Origin of the sequence: Bartonella sp. ML69XJBT (assembly GCF_028618515.1) — a bacterium.
In the GTDB taxonomy this organism is placed as follows: domain Bacteria; phylum Pseudomonadota; class Alphaproteobacteria; order Rhizobiales; family Rhizobiaceae; genus Bartonella.
This window is the reverse complement of the sequence record NZ_JAQITB010000075.1, coordinates 1-2024: the sequence shown is the minus strand read 5'-3', so window position 1 is coordinate 2024 and position 2024 is coordinate 1. Positions and strand designations below refer to the sequence as shown.

Sequence of the window (2024 nt, the reverse complement as noted above, 5' to 3'; positions counted from 1 at the left end):
TGTTAAGCAATGGAAAAGCTCAAGAAGGAGAAAATATTTTTGGCAATGGTAGCATGACGGGTATTGCTGTCACACTGTTTATCAAAAATCCCAATGTTTCTGGAGAGTGTAAAATTTACTATCATGACATTGGTAATAATCTCACAAGAGAAAAAAAGCTTAAGACAATTAAGAATTTTTGTAGCATTGATGGTATTACACATGAAAACGGTTGGAAAATGATTACACCAGACGAACATGGTGATTGGATCAATCAACGTGATGAAAGTTTTGAAACGTTTTTAGCTATAGGTGACAAGAAAGGGCATGATAAAAAGCTCTTTGAAACTTTTTCATATGGTCTTAAAAGCAATCGTGATGTTTGGGTCTATAATTCAAGCCGTGAATCTCTCACAAAAAACATGCATAATATGATTGCTTTTTATAATAGTGAAGTAGAGCGTTTTAATAATACATACTCACACGCCGATCATAAAACACGTATCAATACTGTAGATGATTTTGTCAATTCTGATACTAGAAAAATTAGTTGGAGCCTTAATCTTAAAAAACAATTGATAAAAGGAAATACTTTTGAATTTGAAGAGGCTTGCCTTACACAAAGTCTATGCCGTCCTTTTATACAACAGTGGCTTTATTATAATCGTACCTTCAATGAAATGCTTCATCAAATTCCGCGTATTTTCCCTATAGAACAAACGATTGAAAATAGAGTTATAAAAGTCGCTGCTGTAGGGGCAAGATGTGGTTTCTCTGTCTTGATGACCAAAAATGTACCTGATGTGAGTGTAATAGATAATAGCCAATGCTTTCCACGGTATATTTACGAAGATACTGAATCTTTAAAAAATAAAAATAAGAAACAATCTCATCTATTTACGAACTCTACAGAAGAAAACAAAATAGCTGGTTTACAAAGGCGTGATGCCATTACGGATGAGGGATTAGCACATTTTAAAGCGGCTTATCCGAATGAAACTATCACGAAAGATGATTTATTCTATTATGTTTACGGTCTTTTACATTCAGAAGATTATCGTACTCGTTATGCTGATAACTTATGCAAAGAATTGCCTCGTATCCCTTGTGTTAAAACTGCTGAAGACTTTTGGAAATTTGTAACAGCAGGGCGTGAACTGGGACATTTGCACGTAAATTATGAAGATGTGGAACCTTATCCAGTGACCTTTAAAAAGGGTAATCCAAAACAGACTGATATTTCTAATCCAGAAAAGTTTTATTACGTGAATGAAATGAAATTCGCAAAAATTAAGAATAGCAAGAAAAAGGATAAATCGACTGTTATTTATAACAGCAACATCATCATAACAGACATTCCTCTTGAAGCTTATGAGTATATCGTCAATGGTAGACCCGCCCTTGAATGGGTTATGGGTCGTCAATGCGTTAAGACTGATAAAAAGAGTGGCATTGTTAATGATGCTAATCGCTATGCTGTTGAAACCATTGGCAACCCTGCCTACCCTCTAGAGTTATTTCAAAGGGTTATTACCGTAAGTTTAGAAACCATGAAAATCGTTAAGAACTTACCAAAATTGGAAATAAGAGAAACTGAATAACTTATAAAGCATGCTCACATAATGGGTATGCTAATTATAAGGGGTATAGAGTCTTATAACCATAATCTATACCTCTTTTATTAAGTTAATTAGATACAATCTTAAAAAGAGTGTTTATATGCGTTATTCTAAAAAAAAGAACATTTGCACTTTTAAACACTGTCATTTGGATTGCTTTAAGACTTATAAGAAATCCCCTCTTAAACAAGATAAGATTTATGTGGATTGCCTCTAAAAGATTATACCGTAATCTCCAAATGATAGCTTTATAGCTTTCAAAAAACCTCTTTAAAGAGAGTTATGTATATTCATTTTGCTTATAGGTTTTGAAGGTTCCTAACACCTTCAAAACACCTTCAAAACATATTGATAGTTGTGTTTTTAGCTTTGTAATATCACTATAGGTTGTTTTTTGAAAAGTTCATAAATCTTAATACATTGAAA

General features: G+C 32.9%; 1 protein-coding gene. It reads left to right on the top strand.

Going from position 1 to position 2024, the window contains the following annotated elements:
• Positions 1-1580, top strand: a 1580-nt coding sequence (locus tag PVV68_RS09855) for a type ISP restriction/modification enzyme (RefSeq protein ID WP_342753060.1), incomplete at its 5' end; no start/stop codon positions are given.
• Positions 1581-2024: the final 444 nt, after the last annotated feature.